Annotated in this window: 15 protein-coding genes; 13 read left to right on the top strand and 2 right to left on the bottom strand. The window is 43.3% G+C overall.

Annotated elements, in window-relative coordinates:
• Positions 1-4: 4 nt before the first annotated feature.
• Both JMY05_RS06735 and JMY05_RS06730 read right to left on the bottom strand, forming a co-directional pair.
• Positions 5-541: a hypothetical protein gene (locus JMY05_RS06735; protein ID WP_045448215.1), complete on the bottom strand. Its 537-nt coding sequence runs from the start codon at positions 539-541 to the stop codon at positions 5-7.
• Positions 525-3,575: a contractile injection system protein, VgrG/Pvc8 family gene (locus JMY05_RS06730; protein WP_201614589.1), complete on the bottom strand. Its 3,051-nt coding sequence runs from the start codon at positions 3,573-3,575 to the stop codon at positions 525-527. Before JMY05_RS06730 ends, JMY05_RS06735 begins: the two co-directional genes overlap by 17 nt.
• Positions 3,576-3,791: 216 nt before the next feature.
• Between JMY05_RS06730 and JMY05_RS06725 the strand changes: the two genes are divergently transcribed.
• From JMY05_RS06725 to JMY05_RS06665, 13 genes are all read left to right on the top strand, one after another.
• Positions 3,792-4,238, top strand: coding sequence for a hypothetical protein (locus tag JMY05_RS06725; protein WP_045448207.1), 447 nt, complete (start codon positions 3,792-3,794; stop codon positions 4,236-4,238).
• 19 nt (positions 4,239-4,257) lie between these two features.
• Positions 4,258-5,037: a hypothetical protein gene (locus tag JMY05_RS06720; protein WP_045448205.1), complete on the top strand. Its 780-nt coding sequence runs from the start codon at positions 4,258-4,260 to the stop codon at positions 5,035-5,037.
• 21 nt (positions 5,038-5,058) lie between these two features.
• On the top strand, positions 5,059-5,571 hold the full coding sequence (gene tssB, locus JMY05_RS06715) for a type VI secretion system contractile sheath small subunit (RefSeq protein ID WP_045448203.1): 513 nt from the start codon (positions 5,059-5,061) through the stop codon (positions 5,569-5,571).
• 3 nt (positions 5,572-5,574) lie between these two features.
• Complete coding sequence (gene tssC, locus JMY05_RS06710) at positions 5,575-7,065, top strand: type VI secretion system contractile sheath large subunit (RefSeq protein ID WP_201553635.1); 1,491 nt, start codon at positions 5,575-5,577, stop codon at positions 7,063-7,065.
• A gap of 52 nt (positions 7,066-7,117) precedes the next feature.
• On the top strand, positions 7,118-7,621 hold the full coding sequence (locus tag JMY05_RS06705; RefSeq protein WP_025651832.1) for an Hcp family type VI secretion system effector: 504 nt from the start codon (positions 7,118-7,120) through the stop codon (positions 7,619-7,621).
• 100 nt (positions 7,622-7,721) lie between these two features.
• Positions 7,722-8,213 (top strand): type VI secretion system baseplate subunit TssE, encoded by a 492-nt coding sequence (gene tssE / locus JMY05_RS06700; RefSeq protein ID WP_193009440.1) that lies wholly within the window; start codon positions 7,722-7,724, stop codon positions 8,211-8,213.
• A 77-nt stretch (positions 8,214-8,290) separates the two neighbouring features.
• The gene (tssF, locus tag JMY05_RS06695) at positions 8,291-10,114 is read left to right on the top strand and encodes a type VI secretion system baseplate subunit TssF (protein WP_045448197.1); all 1,824 of its coding nucleotides are present in this window, start codon (positions 8,291-8,293) and stop codon (positions 10,112-10,114) included.
• Positions 10,078-11,118 carry a type VI secretion system baseplate subunit TssG gene (tssG, locus tag JMY05_RS06690; protein WP_045448193.1) on the top strand — a complete coding sequence of 347 codons (1,041 nt, stop codon included), beginning with the start codon at positions 10,078-10,080 and terminating at the stop codon, positions 11,116-11,118. The genes tssF and tssG overlap by 37 nt, the downstream gene beginning before the upstream one ends.
• Before the next feature lie 222 nt (positions 11,119-11,340).
• Positions 11,341-14,292 (top strand): type VI secretion system ATPase TssH, encoded by a 2,952-nt coding sequence (gene tssH / locus JMY05_RS06685; protein WP_227678124.1) that lies wholly within the window; start codon positions 11,341-11,343, stop codon positions 14,290-14,292.
• A complete protein-coding gene (gene tssA / locus JMY05_RS06680) occupies positions 14,292-15,446 on the top strand; it encodes a type VI secretion system protein TssA (RefSeq protein ID WP_045448191.1) in 1,155 nt (384 codons plus the stop codon). Before tssH ends, tssA begins: the two co-directional genes overlap by 1 nt.
• A 106-nt stretch (positions 15,447-15,552) precedes the next feature.
• Positions 15,553-18,423, top strand: a complete 2,871-nt coding sequence (locus JMY05_RS06675; protein WP_201614587.1) for a type VI secretion system Vgr family protein — start codon at positions 15,553-15,555, stop codon at positions 18,421-18,423.
• Entirely contained in the window at positions 18,416-19,438 is a 1,023-nt protein-coding gene (locus tag JMY05_RS06670) for a polymorphic toxin type 44 domain-containing protein (RefSeq protein ID WP_201614585.1), read from the top strand. Before JMY05_RS06675 ends, JMY05_RS06670 begins: the two co-directional genes overlap by 8 nt.
• Positions 19,439-19,460: 22 nt before the next feature.
• Positions 19,461-19,937, top strand: a complete 477-nt coding sequence (locus JMY05_RS06665; RefSeq protein ID WP_045448179.1) for a hypothetical protein — start codon at positions 19,461-19,463, stop codon at positions 19,935-19,937.
• Positions 19,938-20,055 lie beyond the last annotated feature (118 nt).

Raw genomic sequence — 20,055 nt, 5'->3', positions numbered from 1 at the left:
AATTCTAGTAAAAATCAATTTGTGTATCTATAAATTTATCTAGGATAAACTTTCCGTCTAGAAAGCTATCAAAATCCCCAAAATATTCACGTCTACCTTGAGACATTGGCTGGATACCACTGTTGCGAATAATTTTTACTAAAATTCGTTTATTCTCTTTGGTATGGTGAATATAATAGACATATAAAGAGCTGTTTTTGTCTCTGAGTTCTCTAATAGTTAAGTAGTTGAACTTTGGATCAACTACTTTAGTACAGGTGTCAGAGGAAAATAACCAGTTAACTTTATCCATTCCTATACCATATTTCGCTAGATCCTCCTCCACAGTAGACCATGTGACAACAGATTTTCTTCGATTACATATTTCAGCAAACCCGTAAACGGTATCGAACTCTAACTGCACATTTTGATTTGTATGTACTATTGCAGGTGCTGTCGAAACTTTGGACAAAGGCTTGGCACTTGCACAGCTGATAGAGCTGGCAGCTAACATTAAAGGCAAGAGTACCGTTTTACATAAAGTATCAATTACCAAACGCATAGTAGTCTTCCTCTAAATCGTCATTTATGATAGTTTCTGAATCAAATTCAGCTGTGTTATTATCATCAGTCTTTTCAGGAGCACAGCATTCTTCATCTTTATGATCATGGTCACTGTTGTCAATTTCATTTTCTATCATCAGTAGCTCTTCAGCATCCTCATGACCAATTATAATGACTTCAATTTGGTCTTGTTCAGTTCCATATATTCTAGGTGTTCTACCATCCTCTGGTAATATATCGTTAAACTCAGTACCTTTAGTATGGTTAATAATTTTGTACTCTCTACCTACTGTTAATATACCCTCTTCTAACAATTGGCTAAAATCGAAGCGGCGGCTAAAGAGTCCTGAAGTTGGTAAAGCAATCACTGGTGCATTAACCTGGCCGCCCGCAACCAAACTCTTCTTCACCGCCTTCACGGTAATCGTCCCCGGACACACCAGCTTAATCCCGCTGTCATCGATTGTAATCGATGCTCCTGCACTAGTTTGCAGCTTAATACGCTTAGGGCTCGACACATTCACCTGTCCCGACTCACTACCAATTGTCATACCTCGCTGACTGTGTAATTGCAGCTCACCGCCTTGGGCTTGTATCGCTAGCGGCTCTCTATTGGCGCTGATATGTAAGCCTGATAGATCGACTTGACCGCCGACCCCTGAGAGCGACTCAATCGTATTTGCCGTCAGCGTATAATTGCCTGCCACCACATCCGACTGAGTTGCGCCTGATTGCCTAACGATTGTTTTTGCTGTCCATAGCGTATTGCTTGCAGAGGCTAATATACTATCTTTACTAACCAGTAGCACATCAGCAGCGCCTAACACTTCCGTATTTAGCGTCTCATCGATGATTTGTGCGCTGGTCTTAAAGGATTCTATCGATTGATTGGCGGTCTGCATGGCTGCCGTGGATTGCAAATGTGCCTGCTTGGCCTCTTGAAAGGTCTCGCTCAGCTCAGTGCCCATTTTTAACTGACGTTGTCCTGCATCATTGACCCAAGCAGACTCGTGCTCGCTTTGACTATGTCTGATATCAAAGGTGGAGAGTAGGACACCGGAATCACCACTGATCTGTAGTCCATGGTCGGTTGCTAGATTAATACCTTGTCCACTGATTGATGATTGATGATTGCTATAACGATGACGTAGCACGCCAAGCTCAAGCACGTGCTCATCAGGGGCAAAGGTCGTGCTAGAAGTGATGGTTGGCGTCTCAGCATTGGCACGTGCCCCAGTATTCACTGACCACTGCAGTCCTATCTGGTTCGGCGTATCATCAAAGCTCATGGTCACTTCAGACTCAGAAGTCAGTCCATATTGAGCAATACCTGATATCCAGCCGCTGTGTCCATCATCGTCATTGATTTGCGAATGTCCGAGGCCACCACCATGCCATCTAGGAGAAGATCCGCCTTGCAAGTTATGTCTATTCGATAAGCCTGCGTCACGAGTGGTGATGTCTTTGTCATCGACATCGCCCATACCGATACCGTCATAAAGCGATCTGCTAATCACAGGACTGTCTATATCACCGTACCAATGGTTAAGCAGTACCGACTGTCCCAGCCTTGGCGCAAACTGCCAACCATGAGTGCTACCCGATGACAGCTGCAATGAGCGCAGGGGCGGGGTAGTGCCATCATCATGAGGGCTGATACCTGACCAGACAGGCGTGGTGATGGTTTGCTGTAGATTGTCAGTGCTGACACTAGAGTCATAGCTGGGGGAAGCTGATAAACCTGTGTCACCAGTACATGCTTGGGCGAGACCCGTGTAAGTGCTACTGGCAAAGGATAAAGAACTGGGATAAGGGCAATAAGGAATAGCAGCGTCAAGTAACGTCGCTGATACCCAAACTCCAGTGTCGCGGGCGATATCAAAGCCATGATCGGGTACAGTCAGATGAATGGCGTTTGTAGTATTGTGCTGCATATAATGAGCAGTGCGCTGTAACCACTGTTTGATAAATACTTGATGATGGTATGACACGCTATCGTTGTCAGGCTCAATGCCGATTAAGGTAACCGCGATACAATGCGTCGATAAGCTGCCAATAGAGGGTAGGTTATTGATACTCACTGGGCTACCGACACTTAGACCACGCATGGCTCCAGTCGCTTGATAAGTTTCGCGCTGACAGTGATTGGCAGATATCCATTGCTGTGCAAGATGAGCGGCGGCATCATCGCTGTGCACGCGAGACGGCGCACCAATTAATACCGTCGTGTCATCTGTCGCAAGCGGCGACTCATCTACCGCTTGACCTTCATAAATGGTATCAGCCGCTAACCCATCTGCTCGTACTATTACCCTATCACTGCCAAGTTGCTGCGACCTCATTTGTAGCGTATGGACACTATCTTGACCTAATTGTACGGATGATTGGGCATAACTATAGGTCAGCGGTATGAGCTCGCCTGTGTCTAAACCATCAACCAACCACCACGTGCCAAGCTCATCGACGGAATTCCCTGATACCCATAAAGTCGATATACCAATATCAGCAAGCAATCCAGTAACAAATTCATAGTCACTGGCATCCGACTGGGTGCGCATGTATAAAGGTGCCGATAAACGTGCGGATGATTCATTATCTGATGACAAAAGAGACTCAGATATTTGCCAATTTAGATCGTAATCACTAAGGATGAGGGTAACAATATCGAGCGTCGATTGATTGATAAAACTGCGGGTATGTATCGACTGTGCCAACTGCCAATCGGGGCTAACAACTTCTAAAGTATAAAAGTGCATCGCGCCATCAGATTGCTGATAACGGATGCCGCGTATCAGCCCAGTACGACAGCTAGCGGTACGATCAGCGGAAAACGTGGTTAAGCATATCGGAGTATTGATTAATGATAAACAAGCGTTCGATTCGATAAAATTATAACCAAACACTAGTATGTCAATAATATCGGTTCGATTAATACTACTTGCACCGCAAAACGCAACAGGGTAAAAGGTGTTTATCGTTGAATTATCAGTATGAACGGTAATATTATGTAGACGATTGGTCTTAGGAGGCATAAGAAGGGTACCGTTACTGCTTATTTTATACCAAGAAAATGGCTTGAATGGGTGGCTTACTAAATTATTTATTAAGAAAAGTATAGAGTTTATTGAAATATTGTCAAGTATATGTATAATCAACCTCATTGATTTTTTATGATTAATGAACTTTAGTTATATTTATTTCTTTTAAAAAATCTATCCTTTTATATTTTTAGTGATGATACTGTTGTTATGAATCCTATTTATCGTACTAAACTTGCCACCGCAGGTCTGCTATCAGTCTTACTTAGCGCGTCTTTATTGACAGCGGGTTGTGGCACCACTGCTAAAAAAAATGTACAAACCACGGTCAGCAAACCAATAGTGAAGCAGTTGAGTGAGCCGTCGCTTGCCTATTTGTCAAACGGCAATCAGCTTAGCAGTGAAGCGTGGATGACTATTGCCAAAAATAACTATGAAAAAAAACGCTATGCACGGGCATTGAGAGCAGCTAATGAAGCTCTAAGCGTTGATAATGAAAGACTTGACGCACGTCAGCTTGCCATGCTCTCAGCAGTTAAAGTGATGGAAAGTAATATTGATGCTTATCACGATAATAGTTTAATGAATAGTGGTGATAAGGCGACACTGAATGAAACGCTCACCAATATCACCACTTTAGTTAACGCGTCTAATTAAAATAATTTTGAGCAGGCACATGTATTTATCTCACACCAATAATGGCGAGCACCGACTTACAATGACCAGTATCAGAAGCAATATTAGAGTCAGTTTTAGGCTATCCAAAGCGTTTTTGGCAGGTCTGTTCATCATGGGTTCAGCAATGACTACCGCCCATAGTGAGCTTGTCATACAAGAGAAAGACCCCGGTTCTAGCATCATAAATCAATTTTCGGCACTCAAAAATGCTGATGCAAAATCACCGCAACTGCATCAACTGGTTACGGATTTGAATCAAAGAGTATCTCGTAATCCTAATGACTCGCTAGCATGGGAGATTTTGGCGCAGATTTATTCTAACAATGGCTATCATGCTTATGCTGTTTATGCAGCCAGTGAAGCCATTGATCTGGGTCAAAGCACTGCTAAGCTAAAAAAGATACTACTCAATAGCAGCGCTATCGTCTCCCAAAGCCAACTGCAGTCAGATTATCTCACTGATGAAGTGGACGCAGCGTTTTTGAAGGAGTATCAGTACGCTTTAAGTAAAATATATGGTGATATCTATGTTTTCAATTACGATGAGTCTTTGCCGAAACCACCAGCGCCAGTCGTCAAGCCTAGAAGCGGTAAATCAGGCACTAAATCAAAACCTCAGCCCCAGGTGTCTGTAAAAAAAGCATCGAAGTCTATGAAAAAACCAGCCGTAAAAAAACCGCCACGACCACCAAAAGTTAAGCCTGTTACTAAACCTTCACCTACCAAAAAAAGTAACGCCAAATCGACTGATCCATTCAGTATATTGCGTTCAAACTAGACATTGCTGAGGTAACTTATTATGGCAAAGCAAGACAGTGTACAAAAGAAACTCGCAAAAGTACGTGCGCCTCGGGTGCATCTGACTTATGACGTTGAAGTAGGCGATGCGATCGAAACCAAAGAAATTCCTTTTGTCGTTGGCGTTTTGGGAGAGTTTTCAGGAGATTCAACCCTTGAACAACCACGCTTTAAAGACAAAAAGTTTGTCGAAGTAGATTTAGATACCTTTGATGAGGTGATGTCAGGTCTAGCACCGCGTGCGACCTTTCGAGTAAGCAATGACTTGAGTGATAAAGGCGGCGAATTCGCGGTTGATTTGGCATTCAATAGTATCAACGATTTTCGTCCTGAAGCGGTTGCTGATCAGATTGAGCCACTAAAGCAATTGGTACAAGCACGAGATCGCTTAGCAGATTTACGCAACAAAATATCGGCCAACGAAAAACTTGAAGACCTATTAGATGACGTGCTTAAGAACACTGAGCAAGTCAAAAAAATGGCGGAACAAAATCAAACCGACGGTGAGGATTAAACGATGAGTGCCGAAGCCCAGCAAAATCTAGCACCTGATGCGTTAAATAATGACAGTTACGACTTACTCGAAGAAATCGTCAATAAAAGTAACGTTGCCAAGTCTGATGACGAAAAAAATCGTGCCAAGTCGCAAATTGCAGAGCTTGCCAATGAAGTCATGCAAGGCACCGTAACGTTGTCAGATAATTTGGCCGCATCGATTGACGCGCGTATTGCCCAAATTGACGCGTTGATCTCCAAGCAGCTGACCACCGTCATGCACGCGCCCGAGTTTCAAAAGCTAGAGTCCAGCTGGCGTGGCTTGCATTATTTATGTAGCCAGACTCCGTCGGAATCCATGCTAAAGATTCGTATGATGAATACTACGAAGCGCGAACTGACTAAAGATTTTCAATCGTCAATTGATTTTGATCAAAGCACGCTGTTTAAGAAAATATATGAAGAAGAGTTCGGTAGCTTCGGTGGTGAGCCTTATGCCGCTATCGTTGGTGACTTTGAATTTACTCGCCAAAACTCAGACATGTATCTGCTTGAGCAATTGTCTCATGTTGCGGCCGCTTCTCATGCACCTTTTGTGTCGGCTGCTTCCGCTGAAATGTTTGGTCTCGACTCCTTTACCGATATTGGTCGCCCGCGAGATTTATCAAAGATATTTGAAACCGCTGAATATATACGCTGGCGCGCGTTCAGACAGTCAGAAGATGCGCGATATGTTGCGTTAACCGTGCCCAGCTTTTTAGGTCGTCTGCCTTACGATCCTAAAGATGGCACAGTAGTCGAAGGGTTTAACTTTACGGAAGAAGTTTCTGGTAATAATCATGACGATTATCTATGGGTGAACGCGGCTTATGCGTTCGCTTCACGCTTGACGGCTGCTTTCTCTGACTATCGTTGGTGTGCTGCCATTCGTGGCGTTGAGGGTGGTGGCTTGGTTGAAGGGTTGCCTGTTCATACTTTTAAGACTGATGAAGGGGATTTGGCGCTTAAATGTCCAACGGAAATCTCTATCACCGATCGCCGAGAAAAAGAGTTGAGCGACTTAGGTTTTATCCCGTTAGTCCATTGCAAAAATACCAATTACGCTGCTTTTTTTGGGGCGCAGTCAGTACAAAAAGCCAAAACTTATCAAAACGATGATGCCAATGCCAATGCTGCGCTATCGACGCAGATCCAATACATTATGGCGGTGTCACGTATTGCCCATTACCTAAAAGCAATGATGCGCGATAAGGTAGGCAGCTTCTTAGCACCTGGTAATGTTGAGTCGTTTTTAAATGACTGGATTTCTCGTTATGTCTTGCTAGATGACGGCGCCTCACAAGAAGCAAAAGCCCAGTACCCACTGCGCGAAGCTTCTGTACAAGTTGTAGAAGTGCCGGGTAAGCCTGGTGTCTACAAGTCCGTGGTCTTTTTGAGACCACACTTTCAACTTGACGAATTGTCTGTTTCTTTGCGTCTGGTCACTCAACTGCCGCAATCTAGCAACAGCTAATCGTTTATTAAAAACTAACGTGAAATTTAAATTTTAAAAAAAGGTATGTGATATGAAAGATATTTATATTCAGTTCCGCGGTAAATATAAAATTGATGGCGAGTCTCGTGATAGCGAGCATAAAGGTTGGCTTGAAGTAAATACTTGGGATCACTTGATCCGTCAGCCAAAATCAGCGACAGCAAGTAGCGTTGGTGGCCATACTTCTGAGCGTTGTGAGCATGCTGACATGACGTTTATGAAAGATTTGGACTCAACCAGTCCTAAACTATGGGAAGCGTGTTCTGCTGGTTATACTTTTGATGAGATTCAAATTGATTTTTATCGTGCCAACGGTGACAAACGCGTTAAATATCTTGAAGTAAAACTTAAGCATGCGCTGATCGCAAGTGTCGAGCCAACGGTACGTTCTGAAGGCGTACCAATCGAAAAAGTCGGTATCAAATATGCTGCTGTTGAGTGGACTTACACCCAGCAAGATATCGATGGTACTGCTAAAGGCGCTGTGACTAAAAAATGGTCACTAGCCAACAACACTGCTACTTATACCGCCTAATTTAGGTTGTATCAGGTGTCATCTATTGTGTCGTACCGAAAAAGAAAGGTTTATATCTAGGCCTTTCTTTTTTGTTTGTTAAATAGGAATGATTATATCAATGAATTACGCCACTAACGCCTCTAACAAAGAAATTGGCTTTCGTCCAAATTTGTTCGAGCAGTTATTTGATGATCAGCCCCGTCATTTGTCGCATGAGCTCGTGGTTCGTCGTCTTAATATCGATGAGCTAAAGTCTTCGGTCGCACGAGACCTTGAAGCTTTATTAAATACGCGTTGTGTGGTGTCAAGTAAGCTTCAGGCCTATCAACACGTGCGCTCATCGATATTGAATTTTGGCATATTAGATTTTGTGGGACTCAGCAGTGCCAATCCTACTGACTGTGATTATATCTGTCGCCAAATAGCCCAAACAGTCGAGCAACAAGATACCCGGCTAAAAAACGTTCGCGTATCGCTAGATATTGGCGCTGTTGATGTCAATCAACTGTGTTTTTCTATTGAAGCATTATTAAAGGTTTATCCAGCACAAGAGCTGGTCAGCTTCGATGCGTTCTTTGAGCCAAGCTCTCAGCGTTACTTAATAAAATAATCATTATCCCATTAATGAAATAACTACTACTACCGCTCAATTTATACAGTTAGCAGCGATCAATATATTGAGGCGTCATGGACAGTTTACTTCCTTACTTTGAGCATGAGCTTAGCCTGTTTAATAAACAGTCAAAAGAATTTGCCAAAAAATATCCCAAAATAGCCAATCGGTTGTTGATGGGGCACGATACCGTCGATGATCCGCATATAGAGCGGTTGATACAGGCTTTTTCGCTCATCAGTGCGCGCATCAATAAAAAATTGGACGATTCATACGCTGATTTTACCGAATCTCTATTAGAAGTCGTTTATCCCGATTATCTCAAACCTTTTCCATCGGTCTCTATTGCACAGTTTAATCTAGGCGTACAGGGCAATGCGATGAGCGAGGCAGTCTTAGTCCCTAAAAACAGCCCTTTCGCCAGCCAAAAAATAAATGGCACGCCTTGCCAGTTTCAGTCAACCCAAGATGTGACCTTGCTGCCGCTACAGATAGATAGCGTCGACTTTGAAACTCGTCAAGAGGTGTATGACAATCAGCATGGACTGCTGAATGGCTGTATCAGTATCAAATTTAAGGGGCTTAATTCAAGCTTTGACTATCAAGCCTTATTAAACCACTCGTTAGATTTGTATATAGACGAGGACGCCAGTCAGGGTACTAGTCTATGGGATTTACTAGGGTGTGATGTCAAGCAAACGCATCTGCATGGTAGGCAGGTCAATAAGATTACGGGTAGTCCGTTTGAGATTATAGGCTTCGATCCTGAGCAGCAAATTCTTCCGAGTCATCGAGTGAGTAATGCTGCCTCTGCCTTATTAAAGGAATACTTCTATTTCCCTGAAAAATTCAATTTCTTGCGCCTTAATCTTGGTAAGGTTTGTCCAAATTTAAAGATCGATAGCAATGGCTTTGAGATTCGCTGTTACTTTAGATTTGATAAAAAAAATACCATCCGCCTAAAAAACTTGCAGCAGCTCAGTGCCAGCAGTATCAAGCTGTTTTGTACGCCCGTTGTCAATTTATTCAAGGCGGCTGCCAAGCCTATTCAAGTGACCCATCGTTCGATCTATTACGATTTAGTGCCCGATACTCGTGCGCTGTTTCAACATGAAATCTATGAGGTTAATAAAGTCATAGAGTCCAAGCAAAGTGACAATCGTTTGATACAACGTGAATATCATCCATTTTATGCGCTCAATCATTATGAGCAGCAAGATGATGGTCGTTATTACCATATCAAACGTGATAAGGATATGGCTGAGTTCAAACAGGGTTTTGAATATCAGATTATGTTTGTAGAAAAAAATCGCGAAGATTTATCAGGTGCGGTGAGCATGAGTGCGTCTTTATTGTGTACCAATAGAGATTTGCCGGCTCAAGTGGTATTCGGTCAAAGCCGTGGCGATTTGTTTAGCGAAGGGATGACTGGCTTTAGCAGCTTATCGTTGCTAAAGCAGCCAACCCGAACTGCAAGATTTGACTATACCGGAGAGGAGCGTTGGCGCTTGATATCGCTGATTAGTCTGAATTTTTTATCGCTTGCCGCCCAAGATGCGGAGCTGATGAAAGAGTATTTATCGCTATACGACATTACCCAGTCTGCTTCTAACAAACTGTTGGTCGAAGGTATTGTGTCTGTCGAAACCAGTATCGAAGCTCGACGTATTCAGCGCTTGCCACAGCCTGGTTTTGTGCGCGGTACACTGATCAATATTCAAATCAACCAAAAGAATTTTGCTGGAGTGAGTATCCGCCAGTTTGCCCATTTATTGGCGCATGTGTTTGGCTATCACGCTAGCTTAAATAGCTTCGTCGAGTTGGCCATCAGTGATGCCGTAACCAAAGAGGAGATATACAGATGTCAGCCACGCAGCGGTCTCAGTCCTCTTATTTAACGGCTTTAATGGCGGCGCCGCAATCTTATGAGTTATTACAAGCACTACGTTTGGTTCGGCATGAAGTCAGTATGGGGTATGCACCTATTGAGGTACGTTACCGTGCCTCGTTGTCATTGGCCTATCCGCAAGCTGAAATTGAGTCGATGGCGCTCATTGCTCAGGATAATATGGAAGACAGTGGCAGCTCATTAAAGGATGGTCAAGTAAAGGCTAGTTCATTAAAAATTAGACGGATAGAGGTTTGCCCCGCAGTTATTGGATTAACTGGCCCGTTGTCAGCCTTGCCAGCGATGTATACCGACCATCTAGCCTCGCGAGTCAATCATGCAAAAGATAAAGCGGCACCAGCATTTTTAGATTTATTTAACCATCGATTGACGGATTTGTACGTGCAAGCGAGTTGGTTTTATAACTTGCCATTACAGTATGAGATAAATAATAAAAAAGACAACTATCTACTGAGCTTGCGGGCATTGGCGCGTCAGCCGAAGAAGCTAACCGCCATCGATAGCTTGATTGCTTATGCTGGCATGATCGCCCCAGGACGCCTGACAGCCGATCAGTTGTCACATGTACTGTCGCATTTTTTAGATAGCACCGTCAGTGTCGAGCAATTCGTACCGGAGTGGTTTGATCTACCAGCCAGTGAACAGACAGCACTTGGTGGTCAGCATGCTGCCCTTGGGTTGTCCGCATTTTGCGGTGCGCGCGTCGTACAGTTTGATAGCAAGATTAGAATTGTGTTTCATCAGTTGGATGCCAAACGCTATTTAAGACTGTTACCAGCAGGGGATATGTATCAAGTCATTATTGATTTTATCCGTAAATGGTGCGGTGTTTGCTTGGCGGTCGAGATGCAACTCGAGTTAGACAAGCAATACATCACCCCGTTGTCATTATCAGAGAGCAGTTTTGGTGGTTTGGGTCAGGGTGGGTTTTTGATATCGCAGCCTGCGACGCAGCATCATGATGACACTCGCTATGCGCTGCCGATTCAGTAAGTATTTCATGGTTAATAGACAGATTTTACCTATTATGAAGAGCCATGCATCAATTTTATATTGCTGTTTAATAAAAATAATTTTATACCATTCACAGAAATTAGAGTGGCAAGAAAAACGAGTGAAAGTACTACGTCTTGTAGGCTAAGCGAGTTTGACACAGCTAATCTTATTTTTTGGGTTTGGTATTAAGTCTAATAAGAATGCTAAAGGAAAAGATTTATGAGCCAGTTAAAAGCTGTAATTACCCGCTTGAGTCCGAGTTGCCGACAGTGTTTGCAGCAGGCTGCTAGGCTTTGTATTAATAATGGACATCGTGAAGTGAACACTGTTCATCTGCTGCACGAACTGATTGCGACGCCGCACAATGATGTGGCTCAAATTTTAAAAGTAAATAAGATTAATCAGCAGTCATTACTAGCAGACATCACCGATTTACTAAATATCTTTGGTCAGGCAACAGGCTCAACGCCAGTGTTTAGTCAAGGTTTGATGGCGTTACTAGAAGATGCGTGGGAGCTAGCCAGTAGCCAGTATAATCAAAGTGCTGATAATAACAGTCCACTAGAAATCCGCTCTGGTCATATATTGCTGGTGCTATTGGCGTATGAGCGTTATCAGCCATTGCTTAAAACCCTCCCTGAGCCACTACAGTATATTGATCGTTTTACCCTAAAAGATGATTATGAGCGTCAATGTCTCGGTAGTACTGAGGGTAGCAGCTCGACCAACGTTAATAAAAGCACAAATAAAGCCATCAATAGAGATCATGAGGCTAATGCAGATAATAGTGCAGCCAATAACACAGACGAGCAGGCGTTTTTAGACGCAAAGCAAGCCACTACACAGCCCACACCCGCGCTAGATAAATATACCTATGACTTAACGGCTAAAGCCAGCGCTGAGCAAATAGATCCAGTCATCGGTCGCGAGTTTGAAATTCATCAGTTGATCGATATTTTGATTCGTCGCCGCCAAAATAACCCTATTTTAACCGGTGAGGCAGGGGTTGGTAAAACAGCAGTGGTAGAAGGATTGGCGCAAAAGATAGTCGCTGGTCAAGTGCCTGATCAGCTAAAAGAGGTGACGATACGTAGTCTCGATATGGGACTATTGCAAGCAGGTGCGAGCGTCAAAGGGGAATTTGAAAACCGTCTCAAGCAAGTCATTGAAGAAGTACAAGCCTCGCTACAGCCCATTATCTTATTCATCGATGAAGCGCACACCTTGATTGGTGCTGGTGGGCAAGCGGGTCAAAATGACGCGGCGAACTTACTGAAGCCAGCGTTGGCTCGTGGTGAGCTTAGAACCATTGCGGCGACAACGTGGTCAGAATATAAGAAATACTTTGAAAAGGACGCAGCGCTGTCACGCCGCTTTCAAGTGGTCAAAGTCGATGAGCCTGATATCGATACGGCAGTGGCGATGATTCGTGGGTTGAGTGCCAAGATGCAGGATCATTTTGGCATATTAATCGATGACGATGCGCTACAAGCGGCGGTTGAGCTATCCGCACGTTATATAAGCGATAGGCAGCTGCCTGATAAAGCGGTCAGTGTATTAGATACGGCGGCGGCACGGGTGAGCTTATCTAAGACCGCCATACCCAATCAGCTCGACAGATTAAACGCCAAAGGGTTGCAGTTAGAGCAGCATATCAGTAATCTCAGTCAGCAGCTCGAGCGTATCGGCGGCGTCGATGAAAAAGAAAAGGTTAGCCAAAAAATTGCCGTGCTTGATGAGCAGCGCCAAGCCAATCAGCAAAGCATTGCTGATATGACCAACCGCTGGCACGAACAGCGTCAGCTTAATGACCAGCTTGACGCGCTCAATCAACAATTGAACGGTAAAGCAGATGGCGCTGATGCCCTTAGCGCAAAAGCACGCTTAGACAAACAAGCTGAGTATCAGAGTATTGAGCAATCGCTAAAACAGGTGCAAGAGACGCAGCGCTTGATCCATGCGGTATTAGATCGACAAGTCATTAAACAGATTATCTCAGATTGGACAGGGATTCCACTGAACGATATGGCAGGCAATGAAAAAGACCATATCTTGGGTTTGGCTGACACCTTGCAATCGCGAGTCATTGGTCAAGACCATTCGGTGGCTGCTATCGTCAAGCGTATTCATACGGCGAAAGCACGCCTAGACGATCCTAATCGCCCGCAAGGGGTATTTATGCTCGTCGGGCCAAGTGGTGTGGGTAAGACAGAAACAGCATTGGCGCTATCAGAGGTGTTGTACGGTGGTGAGCGTAATCTTATTACTATTAATCTATCAGAGTATCAAGAAGCGCATAGCGTTGCTTCATTAAAAGGCTCGCCGCCAGGTTATGTGGGTTATGGTGAAGGTGGTGTGTTGACCGAAGCGATTCGTCGTCGTCCTTATAGTGTGCTCTTACTTGACGAAGTAGAAAAAGCCCATCCAGACGTATTAGATTTGTTTTATCAAGTCTTTGATAAAGGGGTGATGGAAGACAGTGAAGGGCGTTTAATTGATTTCAAAAACACGCTTATTTTATTGACCAGTAATGTTGGTTCGTCTGCGATCATGCAGGCATGTATCAATACAGATACAGCCGTCACTGACTTTAGCCTGCCAGACAGTGATAGCCTAAAACAAGTCATTAATCCGCATTTGTATAAAGCCTTTAAGCCCGCGTTTTTGGGTCGCTTAACGGTCATTCCTTATTATCCGTTGACGGATGATGCACTCGCTGAAATTATTCGCCTTAAGCTGGACAAAATCACAGGTCGTATTCATGACAATTATGATGTGCCTTGTGTCATTGATGACGAGGTGATTGAGATGATTTTATCGCGTTGTCATGAGGTTGATTCTGGTGCACGTAACGCCGATGCTATTATCAGTCATACCTTGCTACCGCAGCTGGCAGGTCAACTATTGGCTCATGATGACAGTCAGAGTGTGCTAAGGAAAATTACCGTATTTGTCGATGCGGACGATAATTTTGCTTATCGTCTGGATACTGATGCCGTTGTGGCGCTCAATCAAATGGCTCAATACAGCGAAGATGAAACTGAAAATCAAGTTGAGGAGTCACCAAGCAAACCCCTTTCAGCTAAAAAGTCTGCCGTTAAAAAGCCGACAGTGAAAAAAGTCGCCAGCAAAAAACCTACTAAAAAGGCTATTAAAGAGGAGTCATTATAATGAGTAACGATAACTCTTTAGTAAATAATATTGATGCTCTTATTGCGCCGATTGAAGGCAGTCGTCATGGGGTCGGTGAAGACTTAATATTCGATCCACGTATTGATGCCATTGTGGCCGCTCGTCAAGAAGATGACCCATTACTGGCACAAGGCAATTGGGTCACTGAACTAAAGGTGGCTGACTGGGATTTTGTCAAAAACCAATGTGCCGATTTGCTCAGCCATACTAGTAAAGATATGAAGCTGGCACTTTGGTATGTCGATGCGTTGAGTCATACCGACCATTTAGCAGGTATTAGTCAGGGGTTAAGTCTGCTACAGGCACTCAATGATGAGTATTGGCTCACTATGTATCCGCCGCTAGATGGCGAGGAAGATAGCATGGATATCAGAGCAGGGCTGCTTTCATGGTTCGTCAAGGCACTCACTGATGATATCAAACAGCTATCGCTCGCTGATAGCAAAGCAGGAAGTTACAATTATAACTACTATCTAACTGCGCGTGATCATGACAAGCAGCGGCAGCAAAACCCCGATAACGAATCGTCTAACCAATTAACACTAAGTGATTATAATCACGCTATAAAAACCAGTAGTGAGACTTGGCAACAGGCACTGATGAGCAATCTCAAAAAAATTACTGATCAGTGGCAGGCGCTGACTGATCAGCTAAATGATTTGATGGGCATGGACGCGCCAGTCTTCGCACCAGTCACGGATTTATTGGTTGCCCTGACCCAGCATTTGCGACCGTTGATACCAGAATATTCCGATACCACTAGTAGTGTTTCCGCTCAAGAAAGCGTAGCCGATACTATGGACAGTATGGGTGATAGTAACAGTGCGATCTCGGATGGTGGACAAGCTACTAGCACAAAAAATATTGGCTCAACCAGTTTTAATCCTAGCAACCGTGATCATCAAAGCAATCGTCAGCAAGCGCTTAAATTATTAGGTCAAATTCAAGATTATTTTGCGACCAATGAGCCGCACAGCCCGGTGACGTTTTTACTCGGTCGGGCGATTGATTGGGCTGATATGCCGCTCGACCAATGGCTCACTCATATCATCAAAAACGAAGATCAGTTAGCGATACTCTCTGACATGATTGGAATCAAACCCAAACGTGATTCATCTGACGATGGTTATTAATTGAATCAACGACAAATGAATACTTGGTTAACGGGCAATTTATACACTATTTGTGATCTTGCAATATTAAACTTTCCACCTTTGGACTGATAGAGAAGGGCTTGTCATGGTATGGACTCAAACAAAGCGGCATGTGCAACTGAGTAGTGCCCATCCTGATATTGCCACCAGTCTCATTCAACAGGCTGACTTGGTTGAAAGCTTACTCGGGATGCCATTGCCCGACAGCGTTTGGAGTAAGCCCGCTCTTATGCCAACGCCTGACGCTTATCCAAGCCCGTATCATCACGACCAACGAGCGCAGTCTTATCAAGAGCGCCAACTAGCCCTCTATTGTGGCTATCGTATTAGCATTACTCTACTGCATCCACGAGCAGGACTGGATATAAAGCAATGGTTAGGGCAAAGTCTCTCGATACATTGGCATACGGGCGACAAGCTACTGCCAAGCCAAACCCGTCACGGTATCATCACCGAAGCCGTTGCTCTCGGTAGTAACAGTGGCATGGCCGCCTATCGCATTATCTGCGAACCTGCTTTGAGTCAGTTACGCCTAAACAGCCATAACCGCCGTCATCATCATCTCAGTCTCAGTGAGCTAATTACCCAAATCATCAGCCCGTACGATATGAACGTGGAGATTGACGAGCGTCTTAGTGATGACAGCAACTATCATATACAGCATAGCGTCCAATACAACCAAACCGATCTGGCTTATCTAACCCAATACCTTGATCTCTATGGCATCACAGGCTATTACCGTCATGACATCGACAAGCACACTCTAGTCTTACTACCTAGTGATGGAGAAGAATTGCGTCCTGATGTCAGTGATATTCAAAGCATCCTCAGTCAAAATCCTGCCAACCTTGCTGATAGACAAGACCGCATTACTGCCATTCGTCCGCGTATTGCTCAGCATACTCAGCAAAGCGATCTACATCGTTATGACAGTCGCTTGATGAGTACCTATACCGGCAGTAGCAGTAGCGAGCAACCGATCGACTCATCAAACAGCACGCATCAGCGCTTTTTACACAGTCATAGCCGTTTTGATGATGACAGTCTCGATAAGCTTGCCACCCGCTACCAGCAGAACAAACAGCAGCGTGCCAATCTAGGCAGCCTAACCGGTAACATCCGTCATCTGAGTTTGCCAAGTAGCCACTATATCGATGGTAATCCTTATTTAACGGATCCGATCAGTCTAGTGTCTATTCATCAGCATATTAATAATCATATTCCAGCAGATTGGTTGGGGGTAGCACCTTTTGATCCCTTTACCTTACAGCCAAATACCGACCATGATAATGATGACGACAATGACGACAACGTCCATCATATCAATGCTTGCTACCTACCGTTTCCGCACCACTATCACATCCCATATGGTGAACAGCTTGCTACACTTGGACAACCTCATCCGAGTCTGTCAGGTCTGATGAGCGCCAGTGTCATAGACCCCGATAGCAGCGCTATCACTCATGACCGCAATCACCGTGCCCATATTAGATATCACTGGCAAAGCGAAGGTGACGATAGCGCACACTGGATACCCATCGCCAGCCACCTCGTCGCCGATCACATGGGACAGACCCATCCGCTACGTCATGGGCAACATGTTCTGATCGACTTCATCGGCGGTGACATTACTCATCCCATCATCATTGGCAGCACCCATAACGGCCAAGGCAATACTGATGCTCAGCATAATAGTATCGTCAGTGATACCGACACTATTGACGCCACCAGTCCCGCTTGGTTTATCAATCAAAGCCATACTTATCCCATAGATGGCATTAAGACTCAAAGTATCGATAGCAGTCGAACAGGCGAGGCGACCAAAGACAGCTTTATTAACGGCTATAACCAGCTGGTGTTTGACGCCTATCCTGATAGTCCACAAATTAACGTCTATAGCAGCAGCTTCCAGTCTAGCTTAACCATCGGACATCTGTATCAGCATACCGACCACACCCGAGGGCAAGCCCGTGGACAAGGTATTAGCATCGAGACCCAAGCCGCCGCTAATGTGCAAGGTAGTACGGGTATTCATATCAGTAGCCAAGCATCAGATCCCTTATCAAATCCTCATATGAGTCATGACAGCCACAGCAAACTACAAAATGCTGACCAACACCAGCAAGCTTACGGCCAGCTAGCCGAGACTCATCAGCCAGTGGGATTAGAGGGCAGTACTAATAATAAGAAAAGCAAAGATAAGAGTAACAAGGAAGAATCCCAAACGCCATTTTCCCAATTTAGCAAAGACACCAATGACGCGACATTAAACGAAGCAGGACAATGGCAACAAGCCCATCTGCTGATCGATTCCCAGCGTCATCTCGCCATGCTAAGCGGAAAGCACAGCCAACATACCAGTACTAAAAATACTCATGCGCATGCGACAGACAACACCCATCATCACAGTCAAACCCAGATGAATCAATTGGTGGCAGGTGATATTTACTACTACAGCAATAAAGCCCAAACTCATACCGCCGCTCATGGCGATGTGACCATACAAGCACATCAGAACGAGATGCGTCTAGATAGCGAGCAAGTATTGCGACTCCATAGCCGAGATAGTATTGAGATTATCGCGCCTGATACGCTAACCCTAAAAGCGGCGGGCAGTGGTATTGAGATATCGGGTGGCAATGTGACGTTTATCACGCCAAGTCAAGTGGGCTATAAGGCGAGTAAGGTGGATTGGGGAAGTGGGGGTGGGGGTATTGCCAAAATAATTGCTTTAAGGCAATCTCGAATCATAGAGGGTGAGAAGTTCTATTTGAAATATAAGGCTGAAGATAAACAAGGCAATATTCTTAGGAGTCGTGACTATATCGCCTATAACCATACAACTGAAGAAATGATAACAGGTAAGACAGATAATCTAGGCTACACCGAGCAATTTATAACCGAAGAACCAGCAAATATCGAAATACATGTTGTAGAGGGACAAGATAATGGCTAAGAAAACAGGGTATATTCATTTATCTATTTCAGGTGGTGTTTTCGTAACGGGCTGTAGATATGAAATAAAAATCAATAGTAACGATATATTGTCTAAAAATCCAATTAGTGGATTAATAGGTGCTAATGACATAGTAGGTAATAAAGGAATTAAAAGAATAGATTTTAGGTATGATAGCGGTGAGGTAGATGTGAATAAACTAATTATAAGTTATAGACTATTTATTGGAGAGTTAAAAGTAGATGAGGGTACTTTAAATGCTTCAAGTAGCAGTAAAGCTCAGATAATAAATAGTAATGTTAATCAGCTTCGTATTAGGTCTACAGTTGAAGTAACTATAGATAATCGAGAAGCCAAAAGAAAAGTGAACGCCCAGACCTGCAAATATCCTGATGGTGCGATTCAAGTAGCGGAATATATTGTTAAGGAAATACAGAAGAACGTTAGATCTAGTGAGGCTGCAAAAATAAAGTCTCAGCTATCATCTATAATAGCAGCAAGAAAAGCTTTGGGGTTTTATAATTGGTATATGCAAGTTGCCCCTGGCAAACCATGGGATCATAAGCCCAAGATTCGAGATAATTCTGAGCTTAAATATCTAGCTGTTGAAAAGAAGCTCAGACCTAATAGTAGAAACCTATCGCAATCATTTTTTCATAAATATAAAAACTACGATTATTTTTATGATGTTTGGTCAAACATTCATTATGGTTATGTAGGTAGGTATGTTGGGTTTGATGCAAATACTTTGCTAACGGGTTCATATCTACAACAATTCGGTAAGGAAGCAGTTGATGAGGTGATAAAGATCAAAAATGGTGACAAAAGCATAAAAGATATGGAGCTTAAAGCGGATACGAAAGACGATATTATAGCTATGCAAATAGGTATAGATTTGTTTGAAAATTTTTATCCTGCAACATATGTCACTGAATATTTAATATTGAAAATATTAGATTCTACGCCATCTTCTGATTTACCCTACTCTAAACAGATTCATGTCTGCTACCAATAGTTAAATATAAAATGGAATTAGTATGTTTTTAAATAGACCTATAAAAGAATACATAATATTTTTTAGTATGTCGTTTTTCACTGTAAGCCTTTCCGCATGCAATGATATGAATTCTTCAAACAAAGTAAGTTTAAATAATAAAACAAGTTACATGCTTTATGCTTCTAAATATGAAGTTAAAGTTAGTGATACTGAGATTACTTTAGATGAGATGGAATCAGCAGAACGTATGGTTCTAGATGTTGATGAAAAAGATTACTATTACATTAGTAACTACGCTCTATTAGCAGATTTTCCAGTTGATATTGATATTGGCTGGCATGTTACTGATGAGGATATTGAAGGAAAACCCATGTACAAAAGTCAGGGAAAGGCTTTCAATATCTCAGAAAAAGGTTTTTGCAGCTACGAAATTGATATTTATGATACTTATACTGAAGTTAAGGGAATAGAAGGGGGGTCATGCGATAAAAAGATAATACTTAATAAAAAATTTTGATAAAACACATGATATAAGAAAAAAATCAAGGCAGCATTGAAAATTATGATAGGTCATTAGATAGACAGTTACCAATTTTTAAAAATCATTCAAACCCATGATGGTCGCTCTACCAGAT

Source organism: Psychrobacter sp. JCM 18902 (assembly GCF_904846615.1).
Lineage (GTDB): Bacteria > Pseudomonadota > Gammaproteobacteria > Pseudomonadales > Moraxellaceae > Psychrobacter.
The sequence above is the reverse complement of the archived record's forward strand: the minus strand, read 5'-3'. Positions and strand labels throughout refer to the sequence as shown.